The sequence below is a fragment of the Streptomyces sp. Ag109_O5-1 genome (assembly GCF_003814875.1).
GTDB classification, from domain to species: Bacteria; Actinomycetota; Actinomycetes; order Streptomycetales; family Streptomycetaceae; genus Streptomyces; species Streptomyces sasae.
The window spans coordinates 2,415,303-2,431,991 of record NZ_RKQF01000001.1 but is presented as its reverse complement, the minus strand read 5'-3'; the positions used below and the strand labels follow the sequence as shown (position 1 = coordinate 2,431,991).

Genomic DNA, 16,689 nt, shown 5'->3' with positions numbered 1-16,689 from the left:
ATCCTTACTCGGAGTGCGATATACGGCGAAGCGCGGGGCGAACGCGCTGTGTGAAGTCAAGACGGCCAGCGATCCCGGCGACGGTCGGTGCGGTGAACACTTCGCGGATCGGCACTTCCACGCCGAGGACCGACCGGATCCGGCTGACCAATCGGGTTGCCAGCAGTGAGTGGCCGCCGAGGTCGAAGAAGTTGTCCTCGACCCCGACCGAGGGCAGGCCGAGGACGTCGGCGAACACCGCGCACAAGATCTCCTCACGCACAGTGGCCGGTCCCCGCCCCGCACCCACACCCGCACCCGCGGCCGTGGCGTAGTCGGGGGCGGGCAGCGCCCTGCGGTCCAGCTTCCCGTTCACGGTCAGCGGCAGCGCCTCCAGCACCACCACCGCGGAGGGCACCATGTACTGCGGCAACCGCTCCGCCACAAACGCCCGCACATCCGCAGCCACGTCCCGGCCTTCTGACACGGCATCCCTTTGGGGGACGAGGTAGGCGACCAGGCGCTTGTCGCCCGGGGTGTCCTCGCGCACGACCACGGCGGCCTGCCCGACCTGCCGGTGCGCGGCCAGAACGGCTTCGATCTCACCCGGCTCGATCCGGAACCCACGGATCTTGACCTGGTCGTCGACCCGGCCGGCGTACTCCATCACACCGTCGGCCGTCCAGCGCACCAGGTCCCCGGTCCGGTACATCCGCTCACCCGGCTGTCCGAACGGACACGCCACAAACCGCTCAGCCGTCAACCCCGCACGGTTCAGGTAGCCACGCGCCAACTGGACGCCAGCGATGTACAGCTCACCCGCCACACCCACCGGCACCGGGCACAGCCCCGAATCCAGCACGAACACACGCGTGTTGGCCACCGGCCCACCGATCGGCACCACCGCGCCGTCCGACACCACACACCGCGCCGCCGTCACCTCCACCGACGCCTCAGTAGGCCCGTACAGATTGAACAACGGCACATCCAGCAGACCCAGGAACTCATCCCGCAGTGACGCCGGCAACGCCTCACCACTACAGAACACCGCCCGCAACCCCGCACACCCACCAGCAGCCGGCTCCGCAACGAACGCCTGCAACATCGACGGCACGAAATGCGCCACCGTCACAGACTCGCCCTGGATCAACGCCGCCAGATACCCCGGATCCCGATGCCCACCCGGACGCGCCACCACCAGCGCCGCACCCTCCGACAACGGCCAGAAGAACTCCCACACACTGACGTCGAACCCGAACGGCGTCTTCTGCAGCACCCGATCCCCCGAACCCAACGGGGACAACTCCTGCATCCACGCCAAGCGGTTCACGATCCCCGCATGCGGGACAGCCACGCCCTTGGGGCGGCCGGTGGAGCCGGAGGTGTAGATCACATACGCCGGGTGGTCGGGCAGCAGCGCGCCCCGACGGTCCCCGTCGGTGACCGCACCGCCATCCAGACCGGCCAGCTCCGCCCGGACCTGCGGATCATCCACCACCACCCATGTCCCCACACCGAATCCGGCACCGACCTGCTCGGCGACCTGGCCGGCGATCTGTGCGGTGGTCAGTACGGCTATCGGTGCGGCGTCGTGCAGGGTCCCGGCGATCCGCTCAACCGGATAGTCCGGATCGATCGGCACGTATGCGCCGCCGGCCTTGAGGACGGCCAGCAGGGCGACGACCAGGTCCGGGGAGCGTTCCATCAGCACCCCGACCAGCGACTCCGGCCCCACACCCCGGCCGATCAGCAGCCGCGCCAGCCGACTGGAACGCTCATCCACCTCCCGATACGACAACCGGACACCCTCGAACACCACCGCGACCGCATCCGGAGTACAAGCCACCTGCGCCGCGAACAGACCCGGCAACGTCGCACCCGTGAGCCCGGGTACGTCCTGCGTGGTGTCGTTCCACTCCACCAGCATCCGCTGCTGCTCGCCGGCATCCAGGATCTGGATACGGCTGACCGGCCGGGCAGGGTCGGTGGTGACCGCTTCCAGCACCCGCACCAGCCGCTCGGCGATCACGTCCATACTGGCCTGGTCGAACAGGTCCGCCGCGTAGACGATCACGCCTTCCAGGCCGGCCGGTGCGCCCTCGGTGGCGAACTCTTCGAAGAACTCGAAGTCCAGATCGAACTTCGCGGCCGGCCGGCCGCCCGGATACTCCTCGACGTGCAGGCCGGGCAGCTCCAGACGGGCCTCGGCGTTGTTCTGCAGAGCGAGCATGACCTGGAACAGCGGGTGGCGGGCCGTGGAGCGGGCGGGGGCCAGCTCTTCGACCAGCCGCTCGAACGGCACGTCCTGGTGCTCCAACGCACCCAGGCCACGCTCCCGAACCCGGGCGAGCAGTTCGTCGAACGACGGATCCCCCGACACATCGGTGCGCAGCACCAGCGTGTTGACGAAGAACCCGACGAGTTCGTCGAGTGCCTCATCGGTGCGCCCGGCGACCGGGCTGCCGATCGGGATGTCCTGGCCCGCCCCCAGTCGCGACAGCAGCACCGCCACTGCGGCTTGGAGCAGCATGAACATCGTCACGCCCTGCTCACGCGCCAACTCGACCATGCGGGTATGCAGCTCGGCCGGAATACGCACGTCGGCGCTGCCGCCGCGGTGGCTGGCCACCGCCGGACGCGGCCGGTCCAGTGGCAGGGCCAGTTCCTCCGGTGCCCCCGCCAGCATCTCCCGCCAGTACGTCACCTGCCGCGCGAGCACACTGTCCGGATCATCGGCCTCGCCCAGCAGCTCCCGCTGCCACAGCGTGTAATCCGCGTACTGCACCGGCAGCGCCCGCCACGCAGGCTCCCGTCCCGCACACCGTGCCGCGTACGCCGTCGACAGATCCCGCCCCAGCGGCACCAACGACCAGCCATCCGCAGCGATGTGATGCAACACCAGCACCAGCACATACTCATCCGGCCCCACCGTCAGCAGCGTCGCCCGCAACGGCAAATCCACCGACAGATCGAACGCATACCCCGCCGCCCGCGCCACCAGCCCGTCCAGGCCGTCCAGGTCCTCGGCAGTAGCCTCCACCACCGTCAACTGCGGGTATGCGCTCGGGTCGGAAATGATCCGCTGATACGGCTGACCGTCCACCGCGGTGAACACCGTACGCAGGCTCTCGTGCCGCTCGACCACATCACGCAGCGCCAACCGCAGCGCCGCGAGGTCCAGCTCACCACTGATCCGCAGCATCACCGGAATGTTGTAGGTCGCGCTCAGCCCCTCCAACTCGCCCAGGAACCACACCCGCTGCTGCGCGAAGGACAACGGCACCACCTGTGGGCGCACCCCGGCCACCACCGCCGGCCGCGCAGCACCACCACTCTCCAGCCGCCGCGCGATCCCGGCCACCGTGGGAGCGGCGAACACCTCCCGGATCGCAATCTCCACGCCCAGCACCGACCGGATCCGGCTCACCAATCGGGTTGCCAGCAGTGAGTGGCCGCCGAGGTCGAAGAAGTTGTCCTCGACCCCGACCGAGGGCAGGCCGAGGACGTCGGCGAACACCGCGCACAAGATCTCCTCACGCACAGTGGCCGGTCCCCGCCCCGCACCCACACCCGCACCCGCGGCCGTGGCGTAGTCGGGGGCGGGCAGCGCCCTGCGGTCCAGCTTCCCGTTCACGGTCAGCGGCAGCGCCTCCAGCACCACCACCGCGGAGGGCACCATGTACTGCGGCAACCGCTCCGCCACAAACGCCCGCACATCCGCAGCCACGTCCCGGCCTTCTGACACGGCATCCCTTTGGGGGACGAGGTAGGCGACCAGGCGCTTGTCGCCCGGGGTGTCCTCGCGCACGACCACGGCGGCCTGCCCGACCTGCCGGTGCGCGGCCAGAACGGCTTCGATCTCACCCGGCTCGATCCGGAACCCACGGATCTTGACCTGGTCGTCGACCCGGCCGGCGTACTCCATCACACCGTCGGCCGTCCAGCGCACCAGGTCCCCGGTCCGGTACATCCGCTCACCCGGCTGTCCGAACGGACACGCCACAAACCGCTCAGCCGTCAACCCCGCACGACCCAGATACCCCCGCGCAAGCTGCGAACCCGCCACATACAGCTCACCCGCCACACCCACCGGAACCGGGCACAGCCCCGAATCCAGCACGAACACACGCGTGTTGGCCACCGGCCCACCGATCGGCGGTGTCTGGCCTTCGGACGGCGGAAGGCAGCGCATCAAGGTGACCGCTACAGCGGCTTCGGTGGGACCGTAGCCGTTCCAGAACTCGCGCTCCTCGGTGGCCCACTGATCGACCAGAATTCCGGCCGGCGCCTCGCCTCCGACGGAGACCAGCCGCAAGGCAGGGAGTTCCTCGGGGCGTAGCATCGGCATCAGCGCCGGGGGCAGTTCCGCCACAGCCACTTCCTGCTCTGCCAGGAGTGCCTGCAGTCGGCTGGCGCTGATCCGGTCGTTGGCTGAGGCGAGAACGAGCGTTGCGCCGGTGGTCAGGGCGGTGAACAGTTCGAAGACGGACACATCGAAGGTGAACGCTGCGAAGCCCAGCAGACGCGTGTGCTCGTTGATCGTGTAGGCCGCTGCGATGCTCGCGGTAAAGTGCGTCACCGCGTGATGCTGGATCACTACTCCCTTGGGGCGGCCGGTGGAGCCGGAGGTGTAGATCACATACGCCGGGTGGTCGGGCAGCAGCGCGCCCCGACGGTCCCCGTCGGTGACCGCACCGCCATCCAGACCGGCCAGCTCCGCCCGGACCTGCGGATCATCCACCACCACCCATGTCCCCACACCGAATCCGGCACCGACCTGCTCGGCGACCTGGCCGGCGATCTGTGCGGTGGTCAGTACGGCTATCGGTGCGGCGTCGTGCAGGGTCCCGGCGATCCGCTCAACCGGATAGTCCGGATCGATCGGCACGTATGCGCCGCCGGCCTTGAGGACGGCCAGCAGGGCGACGACCAGGTCCGGGGAGCGTTCCATCAGCACCCCGACCAGCGACTCCGGCCCCACACCCCGGCCGATCAGCAGCCGCGCCAGCCGACTGGAACGCTCATCCACCTCCCGATACGACAACCGGACACCCTCGAACACCACCGCGACCGCATCCGGAGTACAAGCCACCTGCGCCGCGAACAGACCCGGCAACGTCGCACCCGTGAGCCCGGGTACGTCCTGCGTGGTGTCGTTCCACTCCACCAGCATCCGCTGCTGCTCGCCGGCATCCAGGATCTGGATACGGTTCAGTGTGCGGTCCGGGGCTTCCTCTAGTGCTGCCACCACGCCTTCGGTCGCCGTCTGAAGCAGCCCGGCGACCAGCTCTGGGTTGATCGGTGCCACTGCTTGCACCGAGAGTCCGAACCCGCCGCGGGAGCCGGTGCCGAAGTCGTCCACCGACAGCCCGAGCGGGTAGTTGGTCCGCTCCGCGAAGAGCAGGAGCTCAGTTCCCTCGGGCCCGGTGCCGGCCGGGTCCTCGGTGTTCTCGGCCCGGCGGTAGTTGAACAGCGTGGTGATCAGTGGGGTCGCCGCGGCTACGCCACTGGCCTGCTGCGCCACCGTCAGCGTGGCGTGTTCGTGCACCATGAGCTCGGCCAGTTGCGCCTGCATCGACCGCAGGGCGTCCAGCACACCGACTCCACCGGTGCGCACCCGCACGGGCAGGGTGTTGACGAACAGCCCCGGCAGCCGGTCCGCGCCGACGCCGGCCTGCATCCGGCCGAACAGCACCGTGCCGAACACCACATCCTCACGGCCCGAGACCACGGCCAGCACCCGCGACCACACCACATGGAACACCGTGGCGGGGCTCACGCCGAACCGGCGGGCCTGCTCCCGCACCCGCAGCGCCAACCCGGCGTCCACCACCGCGTGGGCCTCGCCCACGTCCCGGCCATCCCCGTGCACGTCCAGCAGACCGAAGGGCGCGGTCGGCTCGGTCACCTCACCGAGCAACCCCGCGAAGTACGCCGCGTGCTCCTCACGCGAGACGCCCAGCAGCGCCTGCCCGACGAAGTTCCGGTACGGCAACGGGATCGGCAGCCGCTCCCCACGTCCCTCCATGAAGGCCAGCACCTCACCCAGCACCACCTTCAGCGAGGTGTTGTCATCGATGAGGTGGTGCATCCGCAGCATCATCAGCCACCGGCCGTTACCGGGTTCGGCCGCGATGTGGGCGTCCATCAGCGGCGCCCGGCGCAGGTCCAGCGGCCCCTCGCACGCGGCCTGCAGCACCCGAACCGCGTCCTCGCCAGCGACCCCGGCGCCGAGGTCGATCTCGGTGACCGGCAGCACGGCCTGACGGTGGACCACCTGTACCGGCCGGTCCAGCCCCTCCCACGCGATCGAGGTCCGCAGGACGTCGTGGCGGTCGATGACGTTCTGCAACACGCCCGTGAACGCATCCAACCGCGCCCGCGAGTCGAACCGCAGCAGCATCCGCAGCACATACGGATCCTGTCCGTCCGCAGCCTCCAACCGGTGGTGGAAGAACAGGCCCTCCTGCAGCGGTGCCAGCGGGTAGACGTCCTGCACGCCGGCCGCGCCGCCGGGTACACCCGCCACGACCCGGGCCAGCTCCCGCTCGGACAGTCCGGACAACGGCACCATCTCCGGCAGGATCGCGTCCGCGTCCTCGGGCACCAGGCACGGCGGCACCACCACCTCCTCCCGACCCGCGGTCGCGGCCAGCCGCGCCGGTGTGGGCGAGGAGAACAGCGTGCGCACATCCACCGACACGCCCCGCGCCCGCAACCGCTCCACCAACGTCACCGCCAGCAGTGAGTGGCCGCCGAGGTCGAAGAAGTTGTCCTCGACCCCGACCGAGGGCAGGCCGAGGACGTCGGCGAACACCGCGCACAAGATCTCCTCACGCACAGTGGCCGGTCCCCGCCCCGCACCCACACCCGCACCCGCGGCCGTGGCGTAGTCGGGGGCGGGCAGCGCCCTGCGGTCCAGCTTCCCGTTCACGGTCAGCGGCAGCGCCTCCAGCACCACCACCGCGGAGGGCACCATGTACTGCGGCAACCGCTCCGCCACAAACGCCCGCACATCCGCAGCCACGTCCCGGCCTTCTGACACGGCATCCCTTTGGGGGACGAGGTAGGCGACCAGGCGCTTGTCGCCCGGGGTGTCCTCGCGCACGACCACGGCGGCCTGCCCGACCTGCCGGTGCGCGGCCAGAACGGCTTCGATCTCACCCGGCTCGATCCGGAACCCACGGATCTTGACCTGGTCGTCGACCCGGCCGGCGTACTCCATCACACCGTCGGCCGTCCAGCGCACCAGGTCCCCGGTCCGGTACATCCGCTCACCCGGCTGTCCGAACGGACACGCCACAAACCGCTCAGCCGTCAACCCCGCACGGTTCAGGTAGCCACGCGCCAACCCCGCACCGGCCACGTACAGCTCACCCGCCACACCCACCGGAACCGGCAACAGGCCGTCATCCAGCACGTAGGTACGCAGACCCGGGATACCCCTGCCGATCAGGCTGGCGGCACGCCCTGCCCCGGCCATCGCTGCATCCAGCGCCAGGTAGCTGACGTGAACCGTGGTTTCGGTAATGCCGTACATGTTCACCAGAACCGGAGCGTCATCACGATGGCGCTCGTACCAGCCCCGCAACCGCCCAAGATCCAGCGCCTCACCACCGAACACCACCGACCGCAAGGCCAGTTCCGCGCCCAGCCGCGGATGCTCCGCATCGGCCCGCATCAACTGGTAGAACGCCGACGGCGTCTGGTTGAGGACGGTCACCCGTTCCCGAACCAGCAGCTCCAGGAACTCCCGCGGCGCCCTGGAAACTGCAAAGGGAACCACCACCAGGCGCCCGCCGTGCAGCAGCGCACCCCACAGCTCCCACACCGAGAAGTCGAACGCATACGAGTGGAACCACGTCCAGACATCATCGGCCCCAAAACCGAACCACTCGTCCGTCCCCGCGAACAGACTCACCACATTCACATGCGGGACAGCCACGCCCTTGGGGCGGCCGGTGGAGCCGGAGGTGTAGATCACATACGCCGGGTGGTCGGGCAGCAGCGCGCCCCGACGGTCCCCGTCGGTGACCGCACCGCCATCCAGACCGGCCAGCTCCGCCCGGACCTGCGGATCATCCACCACCACCCATGTCCCCACACCGAATCCGGCACCGACCTGCTCGGCGACCTGGCCGGCGATCTGTGCGGTGGTCAGTACGGCTATCGGTGCGGCGTCGTGCAGGGTCCCGGCGATCCGCTCAACCGGATAGTCCGGATCGATCGGCACGTATGCGCCGCCGGCCTTGAGGACGGCCAGCAGGGCGACGACCAGGTCCGGGGAGCGTTCCATCAGCACCCCGACCAGCGACTCCGGCCCCACACCCCGGCCGATCAGCAGCCGCGCCAGCCGACTGGAACGCTCATCCACCTCCCGATACGACAACCGGACACCCTCGAACACCACCGCGACCGCATCCGGAGTACAAGCCACCTGCGCCGCGAACAGACCCGGCAACGTCGCACCCGTGAGCCCGGGTACGTCCTGCGTGGTGTCGTTCCACTCCACCAGCATCCGCTGCTGCTCGCCGGCATCCAGGATCTGGATACGGCTGACCGGCCGGGCAGGGTCGGTGGTGACCGCTTCCAGCACCCGCACCAGCCGCTCGGCGATCACGTCCATACTGGCCTGGTCGAACAGGTCCGCCGCGTAGACGATCACGCCTTCCAGGCCGGCCGGTGCGCCCTCGGTGGCGAACTCTTCGAAGAACTCGAAGTCCAGATCGAACTTCGCGGCCGGCCGGCCGCCCGGATACTCCTCGACGTGCAGGCCGGGCAGCTCCAGACGGGCCTCGGCGTTGTTCTGCAGAGCGAGCATGACCTGGAACAGCGGGTGGCGGGCCGTGGAGCGGGCGGGGGCCAGCTCTTCGACCAGCCGCTCGAACGGCACGTCCTGGTGCTCCAACGCACCCAGGCCACGCTCCCGAACCCGGGCGAGCAGTTCGTCGAACGACGGATCCCCCGACACATCGGTGCGCAGCACCAGCGTGTTGACGAAGAACCCGACGAGTTCGTCGAGTGCCTCATCGGTGCGCCCGGCGACCGGGCTGCCGATCGGGATGTCCTGGCCCGCCCCCAGTCGCGACAGCAGCACCGCCACTGCGGCTTGGAGCAGCATGAACATCGTCACGCCCTGCTCACGCGCCAACTCGACCATGCGGGTATGCAGCTCGGCCGGAATACGCACGTCGGCGCTGCCGCCGCGGTGGCTGGCCACCGCCGGACGCGGCCGGTCCAGTGGCAGGGCCAGTTCCTCCGGTGCCCCCGCCAGCATCTCCCGCCAGTACGTCACCTGCCGCGCGAGCACACTGTCCGGATCATCGGCCTCGCCCAGCAGCTCCCGCTGCCACAGCGTGTAATCCGCGTACTGCACCGGCAGCGCCCGCCACGCAGGCTCCCGTCCCGCACACCGTGCCGCGTACGCCGTCGACAGATCCCGCCCCAGCGGCACCAACGACCAGCCATCCGCAGCGATGTGATGCAACACCAGCACCAGCACATACTCATCCGGCCCCACCGTCAGCAGCGTCGCCCGCAACGGCAAATCCACCGACAGATCGAACGCATACCCCGCCGCCCGCGCCACCAGCCCGTCCAGGCCGTCCAGGTCCTCGGCAGTAGCCTCCACCACCGTCAACTGCGGGTATGCGCTCGGGTCGGAAATGATCCGCTGATACGGCTGACCGTCCACCGCGGTGAACACCGTACGCAGGCTCTCGTGCCGCTCGACCACATCACGCAGCGCCAACCGCAGCGCCGCGAGGTCCAGCTCACCACTGATCCGCAGCATCACCGGAATGTTGTAGGTCGCGCTCAGCCCCTCCAACTCGCCCAGGAACCACACCCGCTGCTGCGCGAAGGACAACGGCACCACCTGTGGGCGCACCCCGGCCACCACCGCCGGCCGCGCAGCACCACCACTCTCCAGCCGCCGCGCGATCCCGGCCACCGTGGGAGCGGCGAACACCTCCCGGATCGCAATCTCCACGCCCAGCACCGACCGGATCCGGCTCACCAATCGGGTTGCCAGCAGTGAGTGGCCGCCGAGGTCGAAGAAGTTGTCCTCGACCCCGACCGAGGGCAGGCCGAGGACGTCGGCGAACACCGCGCACAAGATCTCCTCACGCACAGTGGCCGGTCCCCGCCCCGCACCCACACCCGCACCCGCGGCCGTGGCGTAGTCGGGGGCGGGCAGCGCCCTGCGGTCCAGCTTCCCGTTCACGGTCAGCGGCAGCGCCTCCAGCACCACCACCGCGGAGGGCACCATGTACTGCGGCAACCGCTCCGCCACAAACGCCCGCACATCCGCAGCCACGTCCCGGCCTTCTGACACGGCATCCCTTTGGGGGACGAGGTAGGCGACCAGGCGCTTGTCGCCCGGGGTGTCCTCGCGCACGACCACGGCGGCCTGCCCGACCTGCCGGTGCGCGGCCAGAACGGCTTCGATCTCACCCGGCTCGATCCGGAACCCACGGATCTTGACCTGGTCGTCGACCCGGCCGGCGTACTCCATCACACCGTCGGCCGTCCAGCGCACCAGGTCCCCGGTCCGGTACATCCGCTCACCCGGCTGTCCGAACGGACACGCCACAAACCGCTCAGCCGTCAACCCCGCACGGTTCAGGTAGCCACGCGCCAACCCCGCACCGGCCACGTACAGCTCACCCGCCACACCCACCGGAACCGGCAACAGGCCGTCATCCAGGACGTATGTCCGCGTGTTCCACACCGATCGGCCGATCGGCACCGAACGGCCGGAAGCGGCACGCAGTTCGGCCATGGTCGACCAGACTGTGGTCTCAGTCGGACCGTACAAGTTGGTGACGGACGCCGACAGCTCGGTCAGACGCTCGGCCAGCGCGGCGGGCAGCGCCTCGCCTCCGACGAGTACCCGAAGTCCGCTCAAAGCCCCGGGCACATCTGCAACCAGTGCCTGCCACAAGGCCGGGGTGGCCTGCATGACCGTGGTGCCGGAGCGGTCGATCAGTGCGCCCAGGACCAGTGAGTCCCGGATCGCGTCCCGATCGGGAATGATCACGGCTGCGCCAGACAACAAGGGCACGTAGAGCTCGACGGTATGGATGTCGAAGGCCACGGTCGTCACGGCGAGCAGACGGTCCCCCGGGCTCAGGGCCAGGTGATCACCCATAGCGGCCAGCAAGTTGGCCAGCGCCCCGTGCTGGATCACTACTCCCTTGGGGCGGCCGGTGGAGCCGGAGGTGTAGATCACATACGCCGGGTGGTCGGGCAGCAGCGCGCCCCGACGGTCCCCGTCGGTGACCGCACCGCCATCCAGACCGGCCAGCTCCGCCCGGACCTGCGGATCATCCACCACCACCCATGTCCCCACACCGAATCCGGCACCGACCTGCTCGGCGACCTGGCCGGCGATCTGTGCGGTGGTCAGTACGGCTATCGGTGCGGCGTCGTGCAGGGTCCCGGCGATCCGCTCAACCGGATAGTCCGGATCGATCGGCACGTATGCGCCGCCGGCCTTGAGGACGGCCAGCAGGGCGACGACCAGGTCCGGGGAGCGTTCCATCAGCACCCCGACCAGCGACTCCGGCCCCACACCCCGGCCGATCAGCAGCCGCGCCAGCCGACTGGAACGCTCATCCACCTCCCGATACGACAACCGGACACCCTCGAACACCACCGCGACCGCATCCGGAGTACAAGCCACCTGCGCCGCGAACAGACCCGGCAACGTCGCACCCGTGAGCCCGGGTACGTCCTGCGTGGTGTCGTTCCACTCCACCAGCATCCGCTGCTGCTCGCCGGCATCCAGGATCTGGATACGGCTGACCGGCCGGGCAGGGTCGGTGGTGACCGCTTCCAGCACCCGCACCAGCCGCTCGGCGATCACGTCCATACTGGCCTGGTCGAACAGGTCCGCCGCGTAGACGATCACGCCTTCCAGGCCGGCCGGTGCGCCCTCGGTGGCGAACTCTTCGAAGAACTCGAAGTCCAGATCGAACTTCGCGGCCGGCCGGCCGCCCGGATACTCCTCGACGTGCAGGCCGGGCAGCTCCAGACGGGCCTCGGCGTTGTTCTGCAGAGCGAGCATGACCTGGAACAGCGGGTGGCGGGCCGTGGAGCGGGCGGGGGCCAGCTCTTCGACCAGCCGCTCGAACGGCACGTCCTGGTGCTCCAACGCACCCAGGCCACGCTCCCGAACCCGGGCGAGCAGTTCGTCGAACGACGGATCCCCCGACACATCGGTGCGCAGCACCAGCGTGTTGACGAAGAACCCGACGAGTTCGTCGAGTGCCTCATCGGTGCGCCCGGCGACCGGGCTGCCGATCGGGATGTCCTGGCCCGCCCCCAGTCGCGACAGCAGCACCGCCACTGCGGCTTGGAGCAGCATGAACATCGTCACGCCCTGCTCACGCGCCAACTCGACCATGCGGGTATGCAGCTCGGCCGGAATACGCACGTCGGCGCTGCCGCCGCGGTGGCTGGCCACCGCCGGACGCGGCCGGTCCAGTGGCAGGGCCAGTTCCTCCGGTGCCCCCGCCAGCATCTCCCGCCAGTACGTCACCTGCCGCGCGAGCACACTGTCCGGATCATCGGCCTCGCCCAGCAGCTCCCGCTGCCACAGCGTGTAATCCGCGTACTGCACCGGCAGCGCCCGCCACGCAGGCTCCCGTCCCGCACACCGTGCCGCGTACGCCGTCGACAGATCCCGCCCCAGCGGCACCAACGACCAGCCATCCGCAGCGATGTGATGCAACACCAGCACCAGCACATACTCATCCGGCCCCACCGTCAGCAGCGTCGCCCGCAACGGCAAATCCACCGACAGATCGAACGCATACCCCGCCGCCCGCGCCACCAGCCCGTCCAGGCCGTCCAGGTCCTCGGCAGTAGCCTCCACCACCGTCAACTGCGGGTATGCGCTCGGGTCGGAAATGATCCGCTGATACGGCTGACCGTCCACCGCGGTGAACACCGTACGCAGGCTCTCGTGCCGCTCGACCACATCACGCAGCGCCAACCGCAGCGCCGCGAGGTCCAGCTCACCACTGATCCGCAGCATCACCGGAATGTTGTAGGTCGCGCTCAGCCCCTCCAACTCGCCCAGGAACCACACCCGCTGCTGCGCGAAGGACAACGGCACCACCTGTGGGCGCACCCCGGCCACCACCGCCGGCCGCGCAGCACCACCACTCTCCAGCCGCCGCGCGATCCCGGCCACCGTGGGAGCGGCGAACACCTCCCGGATCGCAATCTCCACGCCCAGCACCGACCGGATCCGGCTCACCAATCGGGTTGCCAGCAGTGAGTGGCCGCCGAGGTCGAAGAAGTTGTCCTCGACCCCGACCGAGGGCAGGCCGAGGACGTCGGCGAACACCGCGCACAAGATCTCCTCACGCACAGTGGCCGGTCCCCGCCCCGCACCCACACCCGCACCCGCGGCCGTGGCGTAGTCGGGGGCGGGCAGCGCCCTGCGGTCCAGCTTCCCGTTCACGGTCAGCGGCAGCGCCTCCAGCACCACCACCGCGGAGGGCACCATGTACTGCGGCAACCGCTCCGCCACAAACGCCCGCACATCCGCAGCCACGTCCCGGCCTTCTGACACGGCATCCCTTTGGGGGACGAGGTAGGCGACCAGGCGCTTGTCGCCCGGGGTGTCCTCGCGCACGACCACGGCGGCCTGCCCGACCTGCCGGTGCGCGGCCAGAACGGCTTCGATCTCACCCGGCTCGATCCGGAACCCACGGATCTTGACCTGGTCGTCGACCCGGCCGGCGTACTCCATCACACCGTCGGCCGTCCAGCGCACCAGGTCCCCGGTCCGGTACATCCGCTCACCCGGCTGTCCGAACGGACACGCCACAAACCGCTCAGCCGTCAACCCCGCACGACCCAGATACCCCCGCGCAAGCTGCGAACCCGCCACATACAGCTCACCCGCCACACCCACCGGAACCGGGCACAGCCCCGAATCCAGCACGAACACACGCGTGTTGGCCACCGGCCCACCGATCGGCACCACCGCGCCGTCCGACGCCACACACCGCGCCGCCGTCACATCCACCGACGCCTCAGTCGGACCGTACAGATTGAACAACGGCACATCCAGCAGACCCAGGAACTCATCCCGCAGTGACGCCGGCAACGCCTCACCACTACAGAACACCGCCCGCAACCCCGCACACCCACCAGCAGCCGGCTCCGCAACGAACGCCTGCAACATCGACGGCACGAAATGCGCCACCGTCACAGACTCGCCCTGGATCAACGCCGCCAGATACCCCGGATCCCGATGCCCACCCGGACGCGCCACCACCAGCGCCGCACCCTCCGACAACGGCCAGAAGAACTCCCACACACTGACGTCGAACCCGAACGGCGTCTTCTGCAGCACCCGATCCCCCGAACCCAACGGGGACAACTCCTGCATCCACGCCAAGCGGTTCACGATCCCCGCATGCGGGACAGCCACGCCCTTGGGGCGGCCGGTGGAGCCGGAGGTGTAGATCACATACGCCGGGTGGTCGGGCAGCAGCGCGCCCCGACGGTCCCCGTCGGTGACCGCACCGCCATCCAGACCGGCCAGCTCCGCCCGGACCTGCGGATCATCCACCACCACCCATGTCCCCACACCGAATCCGGCACCGACCTGCTCGGCGACCTGGCCGGCGATCTGTGCGGTGGTCAGTACGGCTATCGGTGCGGCGTCGTGCAGGGTCCCGGCGATCCGCTCAACCGGATAGTCCGGATCGATCGGCACGTATGCGCCGCCGGCCTTGAGGACGGCCAGCAGGGCGACGACCAGGTCCGGGGAGCGTTCCATCAGCACCCCGACCAGCGACTCCGGCCCCACACCCCGGCCGATCAGCAGCCGCGCCAGCCGACTGGAACGCTCATCCACCTCCCGATACGACAACCGGACACCCTCGAACACCACCGCGACCGCATCCGGAGTACAAGCCACCTGCGCCGCGAACAGACCCGGCAACGTCGCCTGAGCACTCGTGGGGGCTTCCTGGCCGGCTGCCCACTCGGAGAGCAGCCGTGCCCGTTCGTCAGCTCCGATCAGGTCGATGCTCCCAAGCTTCGTCTGCGGGTCGGTTGAGGCGAAAAATTCCAGGATGCGAACGAGACGTTCCAGGTGAGCCGCTGCATCCTGCTGCGTGTAGCGGCCACTGTGCGCGTCGAGAACGATGGTCAGACCGCTGCCGTCGGACCGCTCCAGGACAGCCAGGGCCAAGTTCTCCACCGGGCCCATGGAGATGTTGTGGGCGGTGGTGGACTGCGTCCCGAAACACAGGTCGTAGTCGAAGGACATGATGTTGACTGACAGGCCGAAGAGTTCCTGCCCGTCGTCGATCATCCTCAGATCCCGGCGCATGGTCTCGTATCGGTACCGCTGGTGGTTCAGTGCCTGCCGCATCTCCTGCAACGCAGCACATGCCAGCTGGGACAGAGACATGCCCGGATCGACCGCGAACCGCAGCGGCACCTGGTTGGAAGTCGCTGCGGGAGTATTCCGCATGGCGGCCGGCCTGGCAGCGACGGTCATGCCCAGAGTCAGATCGTCGGCTGCAGTCATTCGGTGCAGGTAAGTCGCGGCTGCGGCGACCACCAGCGCCTGCCAGGCCGTCCGTGCCCGGTGCGCATTGCGCTGCAGGGCGTCGAAGGTGGGCTGCGGGAGGTGTGCCGTGACGCGGAGGCGTTCGTTCGCCGAACCGGACTCGGAGCGCGTGGCCAAGGTGACTACGTCAGCCAGACCGGCCAGCCGCTCCTGCCAGAACCGGCGGTCACGCTCGTGCTCCGGCGAGCTCCGGTAGGCCGAGTCGTCCTCGAGAAGCGTCCGCAGCCGCCCGAACGAGTTCTCTGCTCCCGGGCCCTCTGCGGTCAGCGCCGTGTACTCGTCCGCTATGCGGCGCCACAGAAGCGCACCGCCGAAACCGTCCATCAAAATGTGGTGCTGCCGGGCGTACAGGAAGAACCGGTGATCGGCCAGCTTGATCAGGACGAAACACCACAGGTCATCCTTGTCGAGGTCCACGGGCGTGGAGCTGTCCACACGCATCCATGCCCAGGCAGTCGCAGCCGGGTCCTCCTCGGCGCTGAAATCCAGCACCGGGAGGGTGAACTCAGCTTGGTCGGCGAGCCACTGGTACGGACCGTCCGCATCCTCTCCCAGTCGGATACGCAGCACATCACTGTCCGCCACGCATCGTCTCACCGCAGTCTCGAGTACGTCGGCATCCACCGGACCGTGGATCTCCAGGCACTCACTGATGTTGTACACAGCCGCGGAAGGATCCAGGTGATGGGCGAACCAGATACCCATCTGGGGGCCGGACAACGACCAGGACGATGTAGACATTTGTGACATCTTCAGACCTCATGTGAGTGTGCCTATGGTCGAATTACGCCTAAGAGCGCCTAACAGGCCCAGTGCCTAGGTCCGGTGCGCGGTTAAGCCGATTGAGTTCGAGTTGATTGACAGGCAGCTCGCGCTCGCGATCGGACGACCGTGAGCACGTATGGAGTTCGGAACGCGCACGGCGGCACCGACTCCAGCGGGAACGCGAGAATGGTCCGTCCGCCGCCCCGACTTGGATGCCAGAAATACGACGGCACCAATTAGGCGCATCGAGCTGAAAATGGAAGAAGGGGCGGAGAGATGTCCAAGTCGGTACTACGCTGCGGAGTTCTACCCGAAGTGCGGAATCACCGCAGGCTGCAGCG

The 16,689-nt window shown here is 68.9% G+C and carries 1 protein-coding gene; it reads right to left on the bottom strand.

Features of this window, described 5'->3' with window-relative positions:
- Positions 1-4: 4 nt before the first annotated feature.
- Positions 5-16,324 (bottom strand): non-ribosomal peptide synthetase, encoded by a 16,320-nt coding sequence (locus EDD90_RS10860; RefSeq protein ID WP_185149035.1) that lies wholly within the window; start codon positions 16,322-16,324, stop codon positions 5-7.
- Positions 16,325-16,689 lie beyond the last annotated feature (365 nt).